23 protein-coding genes are annotated in these 17,684 nt (G+C 55.0%); 20 read left to right on the top strand and 3 right to left on the bottom strand.

The genetic code is table 11. The features are described from left to right. From KRAC_RS25880 to thiO, 15 genes are all read left to right on the top strand, one after another. Window positions 1-648 (top strand): response regulator, encoded by a 648-nt coding sequence (locus KRAC_RS25880; protein WP_007912297.1) that lies wholly within the window; start codon window positions 1-3, stop codon window positions 646-648. A 284-nt stretch (window positions 649-932) separates the two neighbouring features. Continuing rightward, window positions 933-1,580 carry a TlpA family protein disulfide reductase gene (locus KRAC_RS25875; protein ID WP_007912296.1) on the top strand — a complete coding sequence of 216 codons (648 nt, stop codon included), beginning with the start codon at window positions 933-935 and terminating at the stop codon, window positions 1,578-1,580. Window positions 1,581-1,611: 31 nt separating this feature from the next. Next, the gene (locus tag KRAC_RS25870; RefSeq protein WP_007912295.1) at window positions 1,612-2,067 is read left to right on the top strand and encodes a hypothetical protein; all 456 of its coding nucleotides are present in this window, start codon (window positions 1,612-1,614) and stop codon (window positions 2,065-2,067) included. A gap of 80 nt (window positions 2,068-2,147) precedes the next feature. Further along, window positions 2,148-2,612, top strand: a complete 465-nt coding sequence (locus KRAC_RS25865) for a cytochrome c maturation protein CcmE (RefSeq protein ID WP_007912294.1) — start codon at window positions 2,148-2,150, stop codon at window positions 2,610-2,612. A 24-nt stretch (window positions 2,613-2,636) separates the two neighbouring features. Further along, entirely contained in the window at window positions 2,637-4,679 is a 2,043-nt protein-coding gene (locus tag KRAC_RS25860; protein ID WP_007912291.1) for a heme lyase CcmF/NrfE family subunit, read from the top strand. A 29-nt stretch (window positions 4,680-4,708) separates the two neighbouring features. Continuing rightward, window positions 4,709-5,293 (top strand): cytochrome c-type biogenesis protein, encoded by a 585-nt coding sequence (locus KRAC_RS62490; RefSeq protein WP_052568581.1) that lies wholly within the window; start codon window positions 4,709-4,711, stop codon window positions 5,291-5,293. After that, window positions 5,293-5,679, top strand: a complete 387-nt coding sequence (locus tag KRAC_RS25850; RefSeq protein WP_007912287.1) for a hypothetical protein — start codon at window positions 5,293-5,295, stop codon at window positions 5,677-5,679. Before KRAC_RS62490 ends, KRAC_RS25850 begins: the two co-directional genes overlap by 1 nt. Beyond that, on the top strand, window positions 5,663-7,069 hold the full coding sequence (locus tag KRAC_RS25845) for a carboxypeptidase-like regulatory domain-containing protein (protein ID WP_007912286.1): 1,407 nt from the start codon (window positions 5,663-5,665) through the stop codon (window positions 7,067-7,069). Before KRAC_RS25850 ends, KRAC_RS25845 begins: the two co-directional genes overlap by 17 nt. After that, window positions 7,069-7,782, top strand: a complete 714-nt coding sequence (ccmA, locus tag KRAC_RS25840; protein WP_007912284.1) for a heme ABC exporter ATP-binding protein CcmA — start codon at window positions 7,069-7,071, stop codon at window positions 7,780-7,782. Before KRAC_RS25845 ends, ccmA begins: the two co-directional genes overlap by 1 nt. Before the next feature lie 2 nt (window positions 7,783-7,784). Further along, window positions 7,785-8,474: a heme exporter protein CcmB gene (locus KRAC_RS25835; protein WP_007912282.1), complete on the top strand. Its 690-nt coding sequence runs from the start codon at window positions 7,785-7,787 to the stop codon at window positions 8,472-8,474. Between the two features lie 4 nt (window positions 8,475-8,478). After that, the gene (gene ccsA, locus KRAC_RS25830; RefSeq protein WP_007912281.1) at window positions 8,479-9,225 is read left to right on the top strand and encodes a cytochrome c biogenesis protein CcsA; all 747 of its coding nucleotides are present in this window, start codon (window positions 8,479-8,481) and stop codon (window positions 9,223-9,225) included. A gap of 90 nt (window positions 9,226-9,315) precedes the next feature. Next, window positions 9,316-9,486: a hypothetical protein gene (locus KRAC_RS71670; RefSeq protein ID WP_007912279.1), complete on the top strand. Its 171-nt coding sequence runs from the start codon at window positions 9,316-9,318 to the stop codon at window positions 9,484-9,486. A gap of 2 nt (window positions 9,487-9,488) precedes the next feature. Further along, window positions 9,489-9,965 carry a DUF3054 domain-containing protein gene (locus tag KRAC_RS25825; RefSeq protein WP_007912277.1) on the top strand — a complete coding sequence of 159 codons (477 nt, stop codon included), beginning with the start codon at window positions 9,489-9,491 and terminating at the stop codon, window positions 9,963-9,965. Window positions 9,966-10,164: 199 nt separating this feature from the next. Then, a complete protein-coding gene (locus tag KRAC_RS25820) occupies window positions 10,165-11,070 on the top strand; it encodes a DUF4097 family beta strand repeat-containing protein (RefSeq protein WP_157507066.1) in 906 nt (301 codons plus the stop codon). A gap of 2 nt (window positions 11,071-11,072) precedes the next feature. Further along, on the top strand, window positions 11,073-12,230 hold the full coding sequence (gene thiO / locus KRAC_RS25815) for a glycine oxidase ThiO (protein ID WP_007912274.1): 1,158 nt from the start codon (window positions 11,073-11,075) through the stop codon (window positions 12,228-12,230). A gap of 4 nt (window positions 12,231-12,234) precedes the next feature. Here the strand turns inward: thiO and KRAC_RS25810 are convergent, their stop codons facing one another. Then, entirely contained in the window at window positions 12,235-12,843 is a 609-nt protein-coding gene (locus KRAC_RS25810) for a gamma carbonic anhydrase family protein (protein ID WP_007912273.1), read from the bottom strand. A 42-nt stretch (window positions 12,844-12,885) separates the two neighbouring features. Beyond that, complete coding sequence (locus tag KRAC_RS25805; protein ID WP_007912272.1) at window positions 12,886-13,731, bottom strand: hypothetical protein; 846 nt, start codon at window positions 13,729-13,731, stop codon at window positions 12,886-12,888. 386 nt (window positions 13,732-14,117) lie between these two features. Between KRAC_RS25805 and KRAC_RS71660 the strand changes: the two genes are divergently transcribed. Continuing rightward, the gene (locus KRAC_RS71660; RefSeq protein ID WP_007912265.1) at window positions 14,118-14,267 is read left to right on the top strand and encodes a hypothetical protein; all 150 of its coding nucleotides are present in this window, start codon (window positions 14,118-14,120) and stop codon (window positions 14,265-14,267) included. 282 nt (window positions 14,268-14,549) lie between these two features. After that, window positions 14,550-15,152 carry a glucosaminidase domain-containing protein gene (locus KRAC_RS25800; protein ID WP_007912261.1) on the top strand — a complete coding sequence of 201 codons (603 nt, stop codon included), beginning with the start codon at window positions 14,550-14,552 and terminating at the stop codon, window positions 15,150-15,152. Between the two features lie 136 nt (window positions 15,153-15,288). On the opposite strand, the gene KRAC_RS71655 is transcribed toward KRAC_RS25800, so the two are convergent. Further along, window positions 15,289-15,522 (bottom strand): hypothetical protein, encoded by a 234-nt coding sequence (locus tag KRAC_RS71655; RefSeq protein ID WP_157507063.1) that lies wholly within the window; start codon window positions 15,520-15,522, stop codon window positions 15,289-15,291. Window positions 15,523-15,561: 39 nt separating this feature from the next. Here KRAC_RS71655 and KRAC_RS25795 point away from each other — a divergent pair, with 39 nt between their 5' ends. The 3 genes from KRAC_RS25795 (at window position 15,562) to KRAC_RS25785 (ending at window position 17,599) form a co-directional block, all read left to right on the top strand. Continuing rightward, window positions 15,562-15,894, top strand: coding sequence for a hypothetical protein (locus KRAC_RS25795; protein ID WP_007912259.1), 333 nt, complete (start codon window positions 15,562-15,564; stop codon window positions 15,892-15,894). Window positions 15,895-15,963: 69 nt separating this feature from the next. Further along, window positions 15,964-16,539, top strand: coding sequence for a hypothetical protein (locus KRAC_RS25790; RefSeq protein WP_007912256.1), 576 nt, complete (start codon window positions 15,964-15,966; stop codon window positions 16,537-16,539). Further along, a complete protein-coding gene (locus KRAC_RS25785; protein WP_007912255.1) occupies window positions 16,532-17,599 on the top strand; it encodes a hypothetical protein in 1,068 nt (355 codons plus the stop codon). The genes KRAC_RS25790 and KRAC_RS25785 overlap by 8 nt, the downstream gene beginning before the upstream one ends. The last annotated feature ends 85 nt before the right edge of the window (window positions 17,600-17,684 follow it).

Raw genomic sequence — 17,684 nt, 5'->3', positions numbered from 1 at the left:
ATGTACGCATCGTCGGGAGAGCAACCGCACGTTCTCCTCATTGAGAGCGATCTTTGCTTACGCCGCCTGATTGCCATCGGTTTACAGAGCCAGGGCATACAGGTGAGCGAGATGACGCAGATATCCAGGGCGCTTCCTCTGCCAGAGAAACGCCAGCCCGATCTGATTGTGGTCGATGTCGATGGTGGAGTACACCGTAACTGGAACTTGCTGCGTACTGTCCAGGAACTACCTGATCTGTGGCAAACCCCCACGATTGTGCTATCCTGGGAACAGGCAGAAAGCACGCCCTCTGCTCTGCTCGCGGCTCCCCTTGCCGGGCAGGAAACTCCTCAACCCATCTATATGACCAAGCCCTTTGACGCTCGTCTGCTCCACCAGGCCGTGGGACGTATTCTGCATGAGCAAGAGGCGCGGAAAGCAGCCCAGGAGGCTCAGGCGGAAGAAATTTTACTGGCTGCCTACACTCATCACTCTGCTCCCAGTCTGATGCCTATGCTCACCGCCGCTGGCCTGCTCCTGGTCGTCATTGGTCTGCTCTTGCTCCAGATTGCCCTGAGTGCGGCTGGATTTCTTATAGTAATAGTTGCTTTGCTCTACTGGACGCTGGGTGGTCAGAAGGCCAGCCCACAGATTGCTAGTGTCTAGCGGCTGGAAGTCAACGCTACAGAAATAGTTTTTTTTGCCGAACATAAGAAAGAGAGCATTGAGATAGATGCTCTCTTTCTGCTATATAAAAGATGTTCAGGTCTTTGTAAGGTAGCCTTTAAGGCTTGCAAGTTGGCTATCAGGCTCAAGCACCATAATCTGTCTGTTATTATATCTTCGATCAGACCAAGGCAAGTACCTTCTTATACGAAAACCAACGCCGCTCTCGCGGCTAGTGCTCCGCACTCAGGTTTTCGATAGGAGCACTAAAAAAGTGAAAGCACATGGCAGCTGAAGAATTGGAACTACAACATAGAACAATGGCAGAGGCGGGCGACGAGAAGGCCTTCGAGCAGCGTAGTAAGCGCCGCCACATTATTACCTTTAGTGTGGTGACCACGATTAGTGTGGCCCTACTGGCCCTGCTGCTCACGCAATTATTGACGCCTGCCTCTGGGGCACAGAACGCGCCCTCCAGCACGTCTTCGACTGGCGAGATGCCCAGCCCTTTAATTGGAAAGGATGCTCCTAACTTCAAGCTTCCTTCGCTTGGCGATGGTAAAGAAGTGCAGCTCTCCGACTTTAAGGGCAAGCCTGTGATTCTCAATTTCTGGGCCTCGTGGTGCGAGCCGTGCCAGGCTGAGGCACCCCAGTTGAGCAAGACCTGGCAGCAGTTGCAGAGTAAAAATGTGGTCATGCTTGGCGTGGATTCTAATGAGCCATCTAGCGACGCGCATAACTTCTTGCAGAAGTATGCCCTGGGCTATACCAATGTACAGGATACGCTGAATGGCGATACAGGGGTCAGTTATGGCATCCGTGGCTATCCCGAGACCTTCTTTATCGACGCGAGTGGCAAGATCGTAGGGCGCTATGGGCCACTGGACCAGAAGGGCTTGCAGCTCGAATTGAAGAAATTAGGTGTCGCCTAATTTCTTTAGTTTGAGCCGGAGTAACGCTGAGATGATCTTACATCTAATCATGCGCGCCGCGCATACAATCGCGGGTGCGGCCTGGGTTGGTGGCAGTATTATGTATCTGCTCGTGGTCATTCCCGCTTTGCGTGCCGGTGGACCCTCTCCAGTGATTTCGAGCCAGGTCGCGGCCCTCTTCAAGCGGATGGTCAATATCTGCATGGGGGTTATGGTGCTGAGCGGTGTCTACCTGACGGTGGATCGCCTGACGCAGACCACCCTGGGCTGGCCGTATCTCGCGACCCTGATTACCAAGGTTGTACTCGTGATTGCGATACTGTTTGTGGCTATTTACCTGGGGCAAAACAATATTCGCCGACTGGCAAAAAGGACTTCGCGCCTCTCAAAGGTCGCGCCTCAAGTCATGCTAGCCCTGGGCATACTGGTATTTATTCTGGGGGCGCTGCTCAACATCCTGTTTGAAGCGGCCATCGCTCCCCACTAGCTTTTAATGCGGAAACCAACGCCACTCTCGTGGCTAGCGCTTACGCGCTCAGGTTTCCTGATAGGCAAGGAGGACGGAACGTGCCGCCTGCAATGACGATAGAGCAGCAAGAAGCAAAGATTACTCCAGAGCAGCGCCGCAAAAAGCGTTTCCCACTGAGCTTTTTACTGGTGGGACTGGCTATTCTGGGAGCGGTTGTGTACCTGGTCTATGCCAATACACAGACCAGCGCCGCCTATTATATGACGGTCTCGGAACTGAAATCCTGTACGAATTGTGCCTCACAGACCATACGTATCGCGGGCAATGTCCAGGCTGGCACAATCGTCAAGGATGATGTGCAAAACCATATCCAGTTCTCAATTGTAGATGGCAAGCAAACCTTGCGCGTCAACTATAGCGGAGTGGTGCCTGATATCTTTAAGCCAGGTGTACAGGTAGTGGTCGAGGGACGCTACACGGGCCAGGGACCCTTCGAGGCGCAGACCCTGCTGGCGAAGTGCCCCTCCAAGTTCCAGAACGCGACCCCTCCAGCCAGAAAGTAGGCCAGAAAGTAGGAATAGAGTAGAGTGTACTTTTCTGATATTGGTATTATAGCGCTAATGCTGGCGCTCGGCTTCGCCGTTTTCGCTATTGTCATAGCGGTGGTGGGAGCAGTGCGAGAGCAGCCACAGGCAATCATAAGCGCCAAGAGGGCTGTCCTGGCGGTATCCGCCTTCCTCGTGCTGGCCTCGGCGATGCTGGTAGCATCGTTTTTGACGCATGACTTTGGGGTAAAATATGTCGCCGAACAGTCAAGCCGCAGCATGCCCTGGTATTTTACCTCAGCCGCCTTCTATGGCGGGCAGGAAGGTTCACTGCTCTACTGGGCACTGATGCTGGGCATCTTCTCCGCGATCTTTGTCTTTACCTCACGTCGCGCCCCCACTAAGCTGGTACCCTATGTGCTGGCGACCTTGATGGTGGTTGAGGGCTTCTTTGTACTGGTGCTTGTCACCGTCTCTAATCCTTTTGTGCGCCTGCCCTATCCTCCACAGGATGGCACGGGCCTGAATCCGCTGCTGATGGACCCTGGGATGCTGGTGCATCCACCGACGTTGCTGATGGGGTATATGAGCTTCTCGGTCCCCTTCGCTTTCGCGGTGGCAGCACTGCTTTCGGGCGAGGTAAATAGTGATTGGCTGCGCTCCATGCGTCGCTGGATGCTGGCCTCCTGGAGTATTCAGACGGCGGGCCTGCTCCTGGGGAGCTGGTGGGCCTACCATGTGCTGGGCTGGGGCGGCTACTGGGGCTGGGACCCGGTGGAGAACGCCGCGCTCCTGCCCTGGTTGACTGCGACCGCTTTTTTGCATTCGACAATGGTGCAGGAGCGCCGTGGCATGCTCAAAGTCTGGAATATGTTCCTGGTCATTGCCTCGTTTGCGCTCTCGATCTTTGGCACCTTTGAGGTACGAAGCGGCATTATTAGCTCGGTGCATTCGTTTGCCTATTCTGATATCGGTGTGTATTTCTTTGCCTTTCTAGCCGTCATTATCATCTTTTCGACCGCGCTCTTTTTCTTCCGCTTACCAAAACTCAAGCCGGATCAGGAGTTCGATTCGGTGGTCTCGCGCGAGGGCGTCTTCCTGCTGAATAATCTGATGCTGCTGGGTATCACCTTCGCTACTCTATGGGGCACCCTCTTCCCCCTGATCTCGGCGACTATTCGTAAGCAGACGATGACAGTAGGCGCGCCTTTCTATAATTCCGTGAATGGTCCGCTCTTCGCCGTGCTCATTCTGGCGATGGGGATTGGGCCGCTGCTGGCGTGGCGCCGTACCTCTCCTAATGCTCTCTGGCGTAACCTGAGTGTGCCTACGATACTGGCGGCGGCCTGCGCATTGGTACTGCCGCTCCTGGGTGTCACGGATGTCCTGGCCAACATTGGCTTCTCGGTCTGCGCCTTTACCGCCATGGCGATCTTGTATGAACTCTGGCGTGGCGCTCGTGTGCGGCACGCGCATGGCGAACCCTACTGGCAGGCCGTCTACATGCTCTTTAAGCGCTATCGCCAGCGCTATGGTGGCTACGTGGTTCACCTGGGCCTGGTCTTGCTGGCGGCGGGCGTCATTGGTTCGCACTTTTTCCAGGTGCAGAAGGATGTCACGCTCAAGAGCGGGCAGGAGACCACAATTGGTGGCTACCTATTTGTCTACAAGGGCAACTTGCAGAGCTATGGCGACGGTCAGCAGAGCGTCGCGGCACTGATGCAGGTCTGGCGTAATGGTACGCTGGTGGACTCTATTCGGCCTGGGCGTACAATGTATAAGAACTTCGATAATCAGCCAGCCAGCCAGATTGCAATTACGACTCTGGGAGTGACCGACCTCTATGTCTTTCTGGGTGACTGGAGTGGTCCCTCGCAGGCCACCATTCGTATCTTTATCAATCCCCTGGTACCCCTGGTCTGGTATGGCGGCGTCATTATGCTGCTGGGTGGCTTGCTCTGCTGGTGGCCGGATGGGCGCAAGCGCGCGGTCTATGGTCGTCAGGGCGTGAAGAATGGACGTGCCGTTAGCACGACGCCTGAAGAGATAAGCAAGGTGGCTGTAGACAAGGGAGCCAGCGTATGAGACCTGGGAGACCTGTAAGAAAGCGCAGCATGCTCTATCTCTGCCTGGGCCTGGTCGCCTTTATACTCGCCGCCTGGTCGTTCCTGTATATTAATGCGGAGCGCAATAAGACGCTGGACCAGCGTGTGCAGGAGGTCGCCAGCCAGATCAAGTGTCCTGTCTGCCAGGGCGAGCCGGTGTCGGATGCCCCTGCGGATATGGCGCGTCAGATGCGCGCAAAGATTCGCCAGCAGTTGCAAGAGGGCAAATCTGAGCAAGAGGTGTTTGATTACTTTCGCGAGCACTATGGGGATGATATCCTCCTGACGCCCCAGTCCCAGGGCTTCTCACTGCTCGCCTGGCTAGTGCCTGTGTTATTGCTGCTTGGGGGATGTGCCCTGGTCTTCCTGACCCTACGCGATTGGCGCAGGCAGGCGCAAACACGGGGAGTGGCGCTCGCGCAACGCGAGGCCCACTCGTTAGAGACCGTGGATGCACAAGAACTGGAGGCGTACCAGGCTTTACTCGAACAAGAGCTAGCCGAGGAAGACATCCTCTTTCGCTCCTCGCAGAAAGAGCAAACAGATGAGACACAAGCGGCGCAGGAAAAACATCAGAAGAAAGAGGAGCACTAATGGCTATTGTAATCGCATTGATCCTGGGGTTACTGGCCCTGGCTTTTGTGCTCTACCCCCTCTTGCGCCGCTCAGAGGCAAAGAGCGGCGCCGATCAGGTTGCCCCTGCGCAGGTTGAACTGAGAGAGCAAGAGCGCGCTGCTACCACCGAGGGCCAGGAAACTGCGGCCAAGGCGGCTCTTCAGGAAGTTGAACTCGATTATCAGCTTGGGAATATCGACGAGCCAGATTATCGCAGCATGCGCGAGCGTTACATGCGGCGCGCCCTTGTGGCCTTGAAGGCGCGCTATGACCAGGAGCAGGCCCTGGATGAGATGATTGAAGAACAGTTGCGCAGTATGCGAGAGCAAAACGAGGAAGACAAAGACGATGCGAAGCAGCGATAAACATTTGAGCAAGAAGGAGACACACAAGAACCCTGGACCGGGCAAACGCCTGGTGTATATAAGCCAGGTGCTGGGTGGAGCCTGCCTGCTGGCACTGTTCATGCTGGGAATTCTGGCCTGGTCTCCTGCTCTGGCGCATACACGAACAGCTGGGATAGCGCATGGTGGCACAGGTCATATCTATGGACGACTGCTGGATGGTTCGAAGAACAACAGCCCCCTGGCGGGGCAGACTATCACCTTGCAGGTGGCGCAGGGCAATAACTCGAAGGATGCCCAGACAACCATCACCGATGCGGGCGGAAATTATAGTTTCTCTAGCCTCTCGAATGACAAGACTCTGACCTACGCAGTGTATATCCGTTATCAGAATGCGAACTACTCTTCGGACTCGCTCTCCCTGGTCAACCAGCCGGAGCAGAAGGTAGATCTGACGGTCTATGAGGCGACCACGGATAGCTCAAAGATGGCCGTCATCGAATCGACCCTGCTGGTGAAGCAGGTGGATAGTCAGCGACATGTCTTGAACGTCTCAGCGATCTTTGCCTTTAAGAATCTGGATGGGCGAGCCTTTGTCGGATCGCTGGATGCCACCCAGGGCCGACCCAAGGCGCTCTTCTTCCCGCTACCAGCCGGTGCGCGTGCCATCTCGCTCCAGAAGGGGCTGATTGGCTATCGCGCTATTCAGGCTGGAAATGGCTTTGCGACGGACGCCATGGTGCCTCCAGGCGATAGCGAGTTCTCCTATGGCTTCGAGGTTCCCTACACTGGTACGAGCTTTAACTACGACTATAAGGCCATCTATCCCACGCTCGGTGTGTCCTTGCTGGTGCCGACGCAATACCATGTCTCCAGCCCAGATATAACACCTAAAGGTGTGGTTAATAATGCCGACCGCCCTTATAACCTCTACACCGCGGCCAACCTGCCACCAGAGCGCCAGGTCGTCATGAAGATCGAGGGGCTTCCCCAGGCGCCGGAGAGTGTGACTGGTACCGGCACAGGGACATCTTCAGGCTTAAATTCAATCTGGGTAATCGTTTTGATTATCGTCCTGGTGGGCCTGGTGATTCTGCTCTGGAATATAGTGCGTATTGTGCGTGTAAAGATGGGCCTGGAACCAGAGGAAGGGAAGCGAGAAAAGGCTAGAGGCCGAGGAAGCAAACATGCTACGGCTGAAAAGAAAGCTACCAGTAGGGCGCGGCATGAAGACGAAGAGGCGCATAGTAGTTCCCAGGAGAAGCGACGTAAAGCCTTAATGAAAGAGCTATTAGAACTGGACAAAGAGTACGAGGCTAGTAAGATCAGTAAGAGCGCCTACCAGGAGAAGCGCAATAAGACCAAGGCGCTGCTGCGTACGATCATGCGAGAGCAGGAGGCGACGCGCTGATGAACTCCGCCACAGTCGCGGTCGAGGTCGAGGGGTTGAAGAAGAGCTATGGGCTCAAGCCGATTTTGCGTGGCATCAACCTGCGCGTACAGGCGGGGGAACGCCTGGCGCTGCTGGGCGCCAATGGCGCGGGCAAGACCACCCTTATGCGTGTTCTGGCCTGCCTGGCGAAGCCAGGCGCGGGCATGGTACGGCTCTGTGGCTGGAATGCTGAGTGCGATGCCCAGGAGGTACGGCGCCTGATAGGTCTGGTTGCGCACCAGCCCTACCTCTATGAGGACCTGACCGCTCAGGAGAACCTGGAGTTCTTCGCGCGTATGTACAGAGTCTCCCAGGGGAGGGCACGGGCGCAGGTGTTGTTGGAACGGGTGGGCCTGGCAAAGCGAGCACGCGAGCGGGTACGAACCTTCTCACGCGGCCAGTTGCAGCGTCTGGCCTGGGCACGTGCCCTGCTACACCAACCAGATATTCTCCTGCTGGACGAGCCTGATACCGGCCTGGACCAGCAGGGGCACGCCTTGATCGACGAACTCATGGCTGAGCATAGCGCGCGTGGTGGCAGCACTGTGTTTATCACGCACCAGCTTGAACGCGCGCTGGCGCTCAGCGATCAGCTTGCCTTCCTGGTGAATGGGCGTATTGTACGCAATTGTGCCAGCCGCGAACTGAGCGTAGAAGCCTTGCAGCAGCTGTATCGGGAAGTGGTGCGCTAGTTATGATGAGCGAAATCAAAGCCTTCTGGCTACAAGTCAGTGCTATTCTCTGGAAAGATATTCTCAGCGAACTGCGCAGCAAACAGACATGGCTCAGTATGGGACTCTTTGCCCTGCTGGTCCTGGTCATCTTTAACTTTACTTTTGACCTGCGGGTCGAGAACAAAGCGGCGGTAGCCCCAGGTGTGCTCTGGGTCTCCTTTATTTTCGCCAGTCTTCTAGGACTGGAGCGCACGATGAGTTCGGAGCGTGAGCAGGGTTCCCTGGATCGCCTGCTACTCTGCCCGGTTGATCGGAAGGCGATCTACCTTGCCAAATTCCTGGGAAATTTGCTATTTATCGGTGTAGTAGAAATTGTGGCTCTCCCCATCTACCTGGCTCTGTTTAACTTACACTTACCCGGTGGAGGGCCGATAGTACTCATAGAGATAGTTTTGCTTGGTACAATTGGCATTGCCAGTGTGGGGACGCTCTTCTCCGCGATTGCTTCCTCGGGACGAGGGCGCGAGATGCTGTTACCGATCCTGGTGTTTCCTTTGATTGTGCCGGTAGTGATAGGGGCCATTCGTTTAACCGAGAATCTGCTGATGCCACAGGTAAACGAGCCGCCCTGGCTGGGCTTGATTATTGTGTTTGATGTGATCTTTCTGGGCGTGTCAATGCTCGCGTTCCAGTTTGTAATCGAGGAATAAATCTATGGCTATTGCAAAGCGTGAGGCGGATGCGGCGCGTGCGAAGAAGGCTGAGGAGTTGCGTGGCCGAAAGCGCGGGTTGGCGGGCGTCGACTATATCATAGGCGGCCTATCGCTTATCGGGTTAGCTCTCTCCTCCTGGATGATCTTCTTCTATGCGCCTGAAGACGCGCTCCAGCTCGATCCGCAGCGTATCTTCTACCTGCACGTGGCCTGTGCCTGGCTGGGGATGCTGGCCTTTATCCTGCTCGCCGTTGCCAGTGTCGTCTGCCTGGTGCGGAAGGACGAGCGCTGGGACTGGATCGCCCGCGCCAACGCCGAGGTCGGCACCATTTTTATCAGCATCGCGCTGATTACCGGCTCAGTCTGGGGGCGCCCCATCTGGGGGACCTGGTGGGTTTGGGATGCCAGGTTGACGGCGACGCTCATCCTCTGGTTTATGTATGTGGGCTACCTGATGTTGCGCAACTATATGGGGCGCACGCTCGATAGCATACGTGTAGGCGCGGTCATGGCGCTTGTAGGTGCCGTGGATGTGCCAATCATCTATCTCTCGGTCAACTGGTGGCGTGGTCAGCATCCAACGCAGCAGATTGGGAATACCGATGCGGGTCTGCCCCCTGAGGCGCTGGCGACGATGTTTGTTACCCTGATCGCGTTTACCCTCTTGTTTATCTTCCTGGTACGCCAGGTCTATCATCTACAGCGAGCGCAGAGTATTGCGCAACGCTTGCGAGCCATCGTCTCATAATACTTCTTCTCCGAAATCCTGAGCGCGAAGCGCTAGTCACGCGAGTGACGTTGGGTTTTGGAATAAGATCATAAAGGGAGAGGAGCGGATATGTCGGGATTTACCTATCTCGCGATTGCCTATATTGCCGCCATCGTGATTCTGTTTATCTACCTGACGGTCATTGCCCTGCGTATGCGCGGGGTGCAGGCCGAGCTGGCCGTTGTTGAAGAACTGGTTCGCGAGCAGCAAGAGCGCGAAGAAAAAGAGGCAGGAAACTAAAGATGAAGACAAAAGATCAGCCAAAGCGCAACATCGTTGAAGCCACGCCGCCCACGCCCCCCGAGCGCTCCCAAATGGGCCATATCATCAACATGGGCCTGGGAGACTTGATCGCCTTCTTCCTGATAGGCATAGTCGGCCTGAATAGTCATGGCGAGACCCTGGCTCCGGCCAACCTCTTGCGTGTGATCTGGCCTGTGGCGCTGTCATGGTATGTGATCTCACCCTTCTTCGGGACGTATCGCCGCGACCTGGCGACGCAGCCCAAACGTATGGCAGCGCGTACCGCCCTGGCGTGGCTGGTAGCGTGTGTGGGCGCGCTGGCGCTTCGCAGTATCTTCGAGACCCAGAAGCTACCCCCGGTTAGCTTCGCGCTTGTCACCTTCCTGACAAACCTGATAGCTCTCTACATCTGGCGCTTGCCAATGGCCAAACATAACCAGAACAAACTAGTACGTATGCAGGAGCAGCAAGCCTAGAGTCTTGTAGGGCCTGTAAGTTCGCTCTCAAAGAGGAGGGGTGTGGCTGTAGATCTGTATGCGTTTGCGCAGTAATCTACAGCCACACCCCTCCTCTTTGAGTACTGCTGGTATGATGAAGCCTTTTGGTGCAGTTTTTGCTATAATGATCTGGCACTTACAAAAGTGTAGTTCACATGATGAAAGGCAAATGCGTTTGGTGAGTAAACAGCAAGAGAGCGAGCAGGCTCAGGCGCAGTCTGAGCCTGAATCTGCTGAAGCGCCAACAGTTCTCGCACCTGGTCGAAAGAGGAGGCGAGCCTGGCTCGTCGTGGTCGTGCTGGTATGTTGTGTTCTACTGGGTGGGATGTTAATTGGTATTGGTGCGACTGGCAGTTTCACACGCACAGCATCGCTGGAGGAGCGCAGTTATGCCGCTCAGCCAGGGCAACCAGCATCCCTCGATATACGCCTGGATGCGGGTTCTATTCACATCCAACGCAGCAATGATGCCTCCATCCATCTCTCTGGTACCAGGCACTATGGCTTTCTAGGGAGAGTCGAAGATGTCCAGGTGCAAGTCTCTCAGGTGGGTAATATGCTGTACGTAAAGCAGACTGCTCAAGAGGGGCTTCTTCATCTTGGGTGGACGGGCCTGGATCTCAATGTAAGTGCGCCCTCCACGACCAACCTCAGGCTCTCAGTTGGTTCTGGCATAGTGGCGATTTCCGGAATGAGTAGCCAGGTAAACGTGTTTGCCTCTGTAGGGGCGGTCACGCTCGATGACTCAAACCTGGAAAATGGCTCATCTATCTATTCCAACACCGGGACCGTTCTCGTGCGCGATGTCACCCTGCATGGACACGTAAGCTTGAGTAGCAGTGTGGGTACCGTTGCCTTTAGTGGCAAATTGGACGCTAATGGCCTCTATGCCTTCCACTCAAATAACGGCGCTGTGAGCGTAGCCTTGCCCAGCGATGCCTCTTTTATTGTGGATAAGTTGAGTACTACCAGCACCATTATCTCAAACGAATTTCGGACCACACACGTCGGCCACGGCCCATATGCGCATATTGTGCTCATGTCCCAGAACGGCCCTTTGCTTCTGCGCAAGATGGGTGTGTAAGGATGATGATTCCTGGTGGAAGTGAGATCGTTATCATTGGTGGCGGGATTGTGGGCTGTGTGGCGGCATATGTGTTGCGCCGGGCAGGCCACGAGGTGTTGCTATTGGAGCGAGACAGGCTGGGGAGTGGTGCCTCTGGTGCCGCGGCTGGTCTGCTAGCTCCCTTTGGGCCGATCAATGGGGCAGGTGCGCAGGCCGATCTCTTGCTTCAGGGATTGGCGCGTCTTGAATCTCTCTTGCCTGAAGTCGAGGACGAAAGCGGCATCCAGACTCACTATGCGCGAACTGGAGCGCTACGTGTCGTCTTTCAGGAGAAGCGCATCGCCAGGCTGCGTAAACGCTGGGAGAGTTGGCAGCCTCTGGGGTGGGAGATGTACTGGTTGACGGGTGAGGAGGCGCGCCAGCAAGAGCCATGCCTGCACCCGGATGTATGCGCGGGTATCTTCATTCCAGGTGAGGCTCAGCTCGATGCGCATGCTACGGTCCAGGCCTTTGCCCAGGCGGCGCGACAGCGTGGGGCCAGGATTGAGGATGGTCAGGAAGTGTGTGAGATCATCATGGACAGGTGTGAGCCTGAGCGTAATATGGAGCGCGTGCATGGGGTTCGGCTCGCGGATGGCCGCCAGCTTGCTTGCGACCATTTGATCGTCGCGACAGGTGCCTGGTCTCAGGCTCTTCTGGCGCCCCTTGCTGCTCTCCCGGTCACCCCTGTGCGTGGACAGATGTTGATCCTGGAAAATGACGTACGGCCCCTGCGCCACCTTATCTTCGGCTATGCAGCCTACGCCATACCGCACGCGGAAGGTGTACTGGTTGGAGCCACACGCGAAGAGGTTGGCTTTACGCCAGGGGTGACCGATGAGGGGCAAGCCTGGCTGAAAGCCCGAGCCTCCAGGCTTCTGCCCGACCAGGCGGGTCAGAGCGCGATACGTGCCTGGTCGGGCCTGCGCCCCATGACGCCTGATACGCGCCCCTTGATCGGACCCGTGCCTGGTTGGACAAATCTACTGCTCGCGACGGGACATAATAGCGTTGGCTTTCTCTTAAGTGCACTCACGGCGGAGGGGCTTAGAGCTATGCTGGAGCCTGTGCACAGTGCGTGTGAGCGGGAGGTGCTCCGCCTGCTCCAGCCATGTCTCCCGCAGCGTTTTCTTTCATGATAAGCTAGAGTTTGGCCGCCTCGACGGCCTGTTTATGCTGCCTTGCCCGCTGGCTATAGCCAGTGGCACTACTACGAATCTGTACGCGTTCCTCGGCTTTGAGGGGGCGTGTGACCCTAGCGGGGACGCCCAGGGCCAGGGAGCCACCTGGAATGCTTTTATGTTCACTGACAAGGGCATTGGCGCCAATGATGGTCTCCGCGCCAATACTGGCATGCGAGAGGACAGTGGCGTGCATGCCTACCAGCACATGGTCCTCGAGCGTCGCGCCATGCACGACCGCATTATGCCCAATGGTGCAGTCCGCCCCGATGATGAGAGGGGCATCAGCGTCAACATGAAGCGTACAATTATCCTGAATATTCGTGCGTGGCCCAATCACGATGGGGGCGGTATCCCCACGAATGACGGTATTGTACCAGACGCTGGCCCCCTCCTGGATCGTCACATCCCCAACGATAACAGCCCCTGGGGCGATGAAGACGTTCTTCGCGATATGCGGCCTATTGCCATTAAAAGGTATAACAGTAAAATGCTTTTCTAGGCTACAAGCGCCTTCAGCATGTGTTTTTGCTGATTGATGTCCATTATTCTCCTGCTTTTTCTCTCGCATGATTTTAGCCTTCCATAGCTGGATTTTTCGCATAGGGCTGTGTTACTTCTGGTTAAGGTGTGATTTTGCTTCCAGCTGCTCTTGGAATAGTCGTATTACTTTAGATACGGCTTTCTCGTTCATATCAAGCACATACGCATCTTTTACTCTTACCAGACCATCACTCCCCATTAAGTATAGAGGCGATAGGTAAAGCTTTTTTGCTAAGGCGGTTCCCTGCTCCGAGACAGTTTGCGCGTAAATGCGTTTAATCCGTTTTTCGGGATACTGGTCGATCCAGAACTGCATAATGCCATGAAGGATTCTGTTTGCAAGCTCTGGATAGGAAGGATGTATCACGGCGCTATTGGCAAGCAGAGTATACTCTCCTGGTTCATCATAGGTCAAGATTTCATCAGGAGTGATTTCTTTTTCATCTTTTCTACCCATAAGGACATCAAGGATGATAGGTTCTGGAAGTGGGATTAGTCCGATATATCCGTAACGCGTTCGGCGGTCGTTTGCATCAAATGCTCCCATAGAAATCTTTGGGTTTTTTCGACGCCATGCCATGTATACTTCTGCGCTTGCAAGAAACATTTCATTGTAAACAATTTGGTCTAATGCTAATCCAGATGGTACGTCTTCCGGTTTTACCCAATCTAATACTACATCAGGAACAGTTCGCTTAGTTCTTTCATTGTTATGATGTGCAGTGCCTCTAGATTGCTTTATTGCTTCTCTAACTTGGTCTGCTGGATATAAAGCTCCTCTTGCTCTTCCTTCTGGAAGTATTTTGTCAATGACTTTTTCTTCCCTTACCTTGCGTCGGAATGTAGTTTCTGAGAGTCCTGCTTTGACGAACTCTCTCACTGCTTCCTCTGATGTAAAAAGTTCTTGTTCTGGCATACAATCATTTCTCCCTCTGGCCGCTAATGGCTGTTGTATGGCTTCCTCACAACAGATATTTTATCATGGAATCTTATTTGGGACAAGTGAACGTTAATGGCTCTTAACTTTGGAAGTAAATGTCTGTTATTATAATGATGGTTGGACGCTATGGACAGTAAATGATTGTTGTTGGTGGTATAAGATTTCAAGCAAGGAAAGGATTTCATGAGGAACATTTTTCACACCTTCTGCCATTGGTGTAAAAAGCAGGCGGAGTGTGAGCCGGTGGTGATTGCCGGTGGTGTTGGACAGAAAAAACGTGTTGTCTGGCTGTGCGTTGATTGTCGGCGCTCGCTGAGGTAAGGGATTTTAGCGTTATTGGTTAGTCAAGGAGGTTTTCACCTGTGAAGCTAGATCGGACAAATGTTTTGTTGATGGTGACCGGGTTTGCATTGATGGGGCTGGTGCTTGCGTTTCAAGGGCCGTTGGTCCTGGCCGGGCACTGGTTCTTTCATGTGGCTCTGAACGTCCATCTCCCTCTATTCCCTTTCTAGCCTGGAGGTGTTATGGGCAAGAAGATGAACACAGACGTGCAGTTTATCCGGCGGGTTACTTGTAGCAAGTGTGGGGAGACTGCGCTTGAGGTTGGGAAGTCGCTTTTAGGTCGAACGATGTATCGCTGTTCTCGTGGGCATGTCTCTGTGCGGTAGTGCGGTGTTGAGCTAAGGCTGCCACCTTAGCCCAACGGTTTGAGCTTTCGCGGCTGAAGCTAGGCTCGATTTCATTTAGGCATATCGGGCCTGGCCTGTCAACTTGTGCATCAAGGAAGGTGCGATATGTCTCGATTCATGAGCCTGTTCGGGTTGCTTCTTATCATTGGCGCTTTTACGCTTGGCCTGGCCTGGTACTCCTCTTCTCCTCTGGTCAAGCGCGTTGAGGCCAGTGGCAATACCTTGTCTGATGGCGTTGTTCGTATGTCGTCCGATACAGCGAGTATTCTTGGTACTCCTAGCATCTCGGCGGCTTTCATTGATAAAGTGCTTGCTCACTATGGCTCTCCTGCTGCTGGCACTGGCAAGGCGTTGTATGAAGATGGCGATATGTACGGCATCGATCCGGCCTTTGCCCTGGCCTTCTTCTGGCATGAAAGCACATTCGGCCTCTATGGTGCTGCTCACGCGACAAAATCGCTTGGAAATATTATCTGCACGTCTGGCTATCCCTCTTGTATTGGTCGGTTCCGCGCTTACTCCTCCTGGGAAGCGGGTTACCTGGATTGGTTCCGCCTGCTCAAGTCGGAGTACATCCCTCGTGGTTTGACGACTGTTGACGCGATTATTCCGGTCTATGCCCCTGGCTCTGAAAACAATGTCCCTGCCTATGTCTCTGCTGTCAAGCAGATGGTGGCCGCGCTGCGGTCTGGTCGGATGGGGGTGTAAGGATGGGACAGTGCGTTCACTCCTGGGTCAACTACATGCGGGGTTGGTTCCGGTGTTCATCCTGTCGGCTGTGTGCGGCCTGTCCGGCGTGTGCTGGTCGCGCTGATGGGAAAGCGCCTGGCGGTGCTCTGGTTCATTACTGCCAGGAACACAAGGCATATGCCAGGACTGGCGGGAAGCGGGTGACACGATGACGGTTCGCTCTCAGCGTGCAGGTGTGGGAGCTGGTGCCCATCGCCACCAGTGGATCAAGGTTGTCGGTTCTGTAGGGTGGTTTCACTGTAGCTCTTGTCTCTGTAGTGCGGTCTGTCCTGGGTGCCTGGGTGGTGTGCCTGCTGGTCGGGTGCTGTTGACCTGGTGCGCTCGTCATCAAAAACGTGTTCGTTAGTTGCTAAAAGGAGAAAACACTATGGTTGCGATTTTAACCGGTATTGTTCTGAACAAACGCCCTCTTTCTGGTGTGACTGAGAACGGTGCTCATGCAGGTGAAGAGTGGCGCTTCATCGCCATGGAAATCAATGATATGCGCTTTGGCCGGGTCTGGTCCTGTCAGATGCGTGGTGATGATCCCCAGTACGATGACCTCGAAGATGCGGACTTGGTTGGCCATAAGGTGAAGGTCACGGTGTCCGCGCAGACGGCGGGTGAGCGTACGCTCAAGGATGGGCGTAAGATCATGCAGATTCGCTCCCAGATCACCAACCTCAAAGACCTGGGTGTCCCCGCGGACGAGGACGAGTAGCGTGTTCTGGTGGGCCTGGCTCCGGCTGGCTCACCTTTCTTTGTCGGCTTGTGAGGCAAGGAGGTTCGCATGTTTGATGCTCGGCTCTACCCTGCTGAATGGCGGGCGCTCCGTCGTCAGAAGCTTGAGGCTGCCGGGTATCGCTGTGAAGAATGCGGCGTGCTGGATCGATCGGTGATGAAGAGTGCGCGCACGGGCGAGGACTACATGGTGTATCTCTCCATCGCGCATAAGAAGCAGTATCAAACCTGGTTACATGAGGCTGAGACGATGGTGTTGTGTCAACGGTGCCATCGTCGCTATGATCGCCAATTTCGGCGCAAGGGAGGTGCGCGAACGTATACGCCGATTAGTCGGATTGATGTGTATGTGCAAGAGGGTGGGCGTTCGGTCCTGGCTGGTGAGGCTCGTACCTATGATGATCTGCGGGACCTGGTGGCGGCTATGCCAGAACACACAAGCTTTGAGGTGCATATGGTGATGCACATGGCAATTGTAGGCAATGGTTTGTATATCAAGGACGAACAGGGCGGGGTCGTCAAGGTGTTGGCTGAGTACGGTGCATGTGTGGGCCTGGCTCCCCAGCTCCCGCCACTCGCAACGTTTAAGATCAAACATGCTCGCAAGGAGGGCAAACATGAGTGAACAACAACAGTCTCAAGGCTTCATGAGCAAGCTTGGGAAGGCCTTTGGCTTTGGTCGTCAAGATGATGAAGACGGTATGACCGGTGTACCGGCTCAGCGTGGGCCTTCTGGCCCTCGCTCTCCTGCCCGCTTCGTCAATGGGGAAACGTATGAGGATGACCCGGACGCTTTCCAGGGTGAAAAGCTTTCGTATGAAGACATGATGAAACGGCGGCGGATAGAGCGCGTTGAAAAGGCTCGCGTGGGGCGTCCGTTTCATGAGCGGGTTATGCTCTTCTTCCTCAAGATCTGGCTCCTGACCGGGCCGATTGCCTTTGTGCTGCTGACGGCTGCGGAGGTCGCCTACATTCTCACGCACCTGGTTGCACCTGGCGATAGGAACGGGCAAATCATCATTTGGGGCGGCGCGCTCTTCATCGAATTTGCCATGATGTTCACGACCTTTGGCGTGGGCATTAAACGGCATGAGGTGGCTGAACAGCGTGAGATTTATGGCCGTGTCGATGGGGCGCAAGAACGGGCGGTCTGGATCGGGACTGGCCTCTGGTTGGTCTTCGCAGCCATTAACATCATTGGTCAGACAGCTTTCCTTCTGAGTATTGTTCAGTCCAGCCATGACCCCAACATGAATATCATGTACCTCTTCGTGGCCTCGCGTGTGATTGGCTTCATCCTGGGTGATGCCGGGACGGCCTTTTTCCTCGGCCAGGTTGATAGCAATGATGTGCGTCTCATGGCTCGCGCTGAACATGAGCGGGGCAAGCTCTATACAGAACTGGCTGAGGCGGAGGGCAAGCGCAAGCTGCTTGAAGCTGAGGCGGATAGTAAGGTCAAGCTCCTGGGGATCAAGGTTGAGCAAGAACAGGCTGACGCTGAGTTCCTCGCCCGACTCAAGGAACAGACGTTCACGCGCCTGTTGCAAATGCCGACCGGTGCGCCTGGTGGGTCATTGCCGTCGCCCAGCGCCGATCTGCCGATCACGGGTGAGTTTCAGACGATGAACGCCGAAGGGCAAGCGCCTGAACAGGAACGGGTGCGGATTCGTCGGTTGGACAAGTAACGGTTTCTCTTTGAGCGCCACGCGCCACGCGCTTTGCTTGGTGGGCGGCGCTCATCTCTCTTCTGATGCGCCTTATAGTAGAGCT

Source organism: Ktedonobacter racemifer DSM 44963 (assembly GCF_000178855.1).
GTDB lineage: Bacteria > Chloroflexota > Ktedonobacteria > Ktedonobacterales > Ktedonobacteraceae > Ktedonobacter > Ktedonobacter racemifer.
The sequence above is the reverse complement of the archived record's forward strand: the minus strand, read 5'-3'. Positions and strand labels throughout refer to the sequence as shown.

What these genes read in the sequence shown, in the direction of transcription:
- KRAC_RS25875 (WP_007912296.1), top strand. Translation starts at nt 933, where the DNA reads ATGGCAGCTGAAGAATTGGAACTACAACATAGAACAATGGCAGAGGCG.
- ccmA (WP_007912284.1), top strand. Translation starts at nt 7,069, where the DNA reads ATGAACTCCGCCACAGTCGCGGTCGAGGTCGAGGGGTTGAAGAAGAGC.
- KRAC_RS25870 (WP_007912295.1), top strand. Translation starts at nt 1,612, where the DNA reads ATGATCTTACATCTAATCATGCGCGCCGCGCATACAATCGCGGGTGCG.
- KRAC_RS25800 (WP_007912261.1), top strand. Translation starts at nt 14,550, where the DNA reads ATGTCTCGATTCATGAGCCTGTTCGGGTTGCTTCTTATCATTGGCGCT.
- ccsA (WP_007912281.1), top strand. Translation starts at nt 8,479, where the DNA reads ATGGCTATTGCAAAGCGTGAGGCGGATGCGGCGCGTGCGAAGAAGGCT.
- KRAC_RS25825 (WP_007912277.1), top strand. Translation starts at nt 9,489, where the DNA reads ATGAAGACAAAAGATCAGCCAAAGCGCAACATCGTTGAAGCCACGCCG.
- KRAC_RS25845 (WP_007912286.1), top strand. Translation starts at nt 5,663, where the DNA reads ATGCGAAGCAGCGATAAACATTTGAGCAAGAAGGAGACACACAAGAAC.
- KRAC_RS25790 (WP_007912256.1), top strand. Translation starts at nt 15,964, where the DNA reads ATGTTTGATGCTCGGCTCTACCCTGCTGAATGGCGGGCGCTCCGTCGT.
- KRAC_RS25785 (WP_007912255.1), top strand. Translation starts at nt 16,532, where the DNA reads ATGAGTGAACAACAACAGTCTCAAGGCTTCATGAGCAAGCTTGGGAAG.
- KRAC_RS25880 (WP_007912297.1), top strand. Translation starts at nt 1, where the DNA reads ATGTACGCATCGTCGGGAGAGCAACCGCACGTTCTCCTCATTGAGAGC.
- KRAC_RS25850 (WP_007912287.1), top strand. Translation starts at nt 5,293, where the DNA reads ATGGCTATTGTAATCGCATTGATCCTGGGGTTACTGGCCCTGGCTTTT.
- KRAC_RS71670 (WP_007912279.1), top strand. Translation starts at nt 9,316, where the DNA reads ATGTCGGGATTTACCTATCTCGCGATTGCCTATATTGCCGCCATCGTG.
- KRAC_RS25835 (WP_007912282.1), top strand. Translation starts at nt 7,785, where the DNA reads ATGATGAGCGAAATCAAAGCCTTCTGGCTACAAGTCAGTGCTATTCTC.
- thiO (WP_007912274.1), top strand. Translation starts at nt 11,073, where the DNA reads ATGATGATTCCTGGTGGAAGTGAGATCGTTATCATTGGTGGCGGGATT.
- KRAC_RS71655 (WP_157507063.1), bottom strand. Translation starts at nt 15,522, where the DNA reads ATGACGAGCGCACCAGGTCAACAGCACCCGACCAGCAGGCACACCACC.
- KRAC_RS25805 (WP_007912272.1), bottom strand. Translation starts at nt 13,731, where the DNA reads ATGCCAGAACAAGAACTTTTTACATCAGAGGAAGCAGTGAGAGAGTTC.
- KRAC_RS25795 (WP_007912259.1), top strand. Translation starts at nt 15,562, where the DNA reads ATGGTTGCGATTTTAACCGGTATTGTTCTGAACAAACGCCCTCTTTCT.
- KRAC_RS62490 (WP_052568581.1), top strand. Translation starts at nt 4,709, where the DNA reads ATGCTCTATCTCTGCCTGGGCCTGGTCGCCTTTATACTCGCCGCCTGG.
- KRAC_RS25810 (WP_007912273.1), bottom strand. Translation starts at nt 12,843, where the DNA reads ATGCGAGAGAAAAAGCAGGAGAATAATGGACATCAATCAGCAAAAACA.